Here is a 1,195-nt window from a genome sequence, read left to right as displayed (position 1 = left end):
AATATGTCAAAAGAAAAATTCGAAAGAACCAAACCCCATGTCAATGTAGGTACAATCGGCCACGTTGACCACGGTAAAACAACTTTAACAGCAGCAATAACTAAGGTTATGGCTGAGGCGAATGGTGGTGAGTTTAATGACTATGCAGATATTGACAATGCACCTGAAGAAAGAGAACGCGGTATTACAATTTCAACAGCACATGTTGAGTATGAATCAGAAAATCGTCACTATGCACATGTTGATTGCCCGGGTCACGCTGACTATGTTAAGAACATGATTACCGGTGCTGCACAGATGGACGGTGCTATTATCGTTATTGCTGCAACAGACGGTCCAATGGCACAAACTCGTGAGCACATTCTTTTGTCTAAGCAGGTAGGTGTACCTTATATTCTTGTTTATATGAACAAGGCAGACATGGTTGATGATGAAGAATTGGTTGAATTGGTTGAGATGGAAATCCGTGAATTATTGACTGAATACGACTTCCCAGGTGATGACACGCCCGTTATCTTTGGCAGTGCGCTTAAAGCATTAGAAGGCGATACATCAGAGATTGGTGTGCCTTCAATCTTTAAGTTGGTTGAAGCGCTAGATTCATATATCCCAACCCCTAAGCGCGACACGGATAAAACCTTTATTATGCCAATTGAGGATGTGTTTTCAATCTCAGGTCGTGGTACTGTAGTAACTGGTCGTATTGAAGCGGGCATTGTTAATGTCGGTGATGAGCTAGAAATTGTTGGTATTAGAGATACACAAGTAACGACTTGTACAGGTGTTGAAATGTTTAGAAAGTTACTTGATTCAGGTGAAGCCGGTGATAATGTTGGTGTGTTACTTCGTGGTACCAAGCGTGAAGATGTAGAGCGTGGTCAAGTATTGGCTAAACCAGGTTCTATTAAGCCACATGCGAAGTTTGAAGCTGAGATTTATGTGTTGAGTAAGGACGAAGGTGGAAGACACACGCCATTCTTTAACAACTACCGTCCACAGTTCTACTTTAGAACAACAGATGTAACTGGTGCTTGCCAATTACCAAAAGATGTAGAGATGGTAATGCCAGGTGATAATGTGAAAATGGAAGTAGAGCTTCTGTCTCCAATCGCTATGGAAGAAGGTTTGCGATTTGCTATTAGAGAAGGTGGACGCACTGTTGGTGCGGGTGTTGTTTCTAAGGTGACGGATTAAG

1 protein-coding gene is annotated in these 1,195 nt (G+C 42.1%); it reads left to right on the top strand.

Annotated elements, in window-relative coordinates:
- The first annotated feature begins 3 nt into the window (after positions 1-3).
- Complete coding sequence (tuf, locus tag BBROOKSOX_RS11295; protein ID WP_139661946.1) at positions 4-1,194, top strand: elongation factor Tu; 1,191 nt, start codon at positions 4-6, stop codon at positions 1,192-1,194.
- Position 1,195 lies beyond the last annotated feature (1 nt).

It is taken from the genome of bacterium endosymbiont of Bathymodiolus sp. 5 South, assembly GCF_900128535.1.
Taxonomy (GTDB): Bacteria; Pseudomonadota; Gammaproteobacteria; order PS1; family Pseudothioglobaceae; genus Thiodubiliella.
Note: the sequence above shows the minus strand (reverse complement) of the source record. Positions and strands in the feature narration are given on the sequence as shown.

Excerpts from the sequence above, each read along its gene's own strand:
- tuf (WP_139661946.1), top strand. The coding sequence starts at position 4 with ATGTCAAAAGAAAAATTCGAAAGAACCAAACCCCATGTCAATGTAGGT.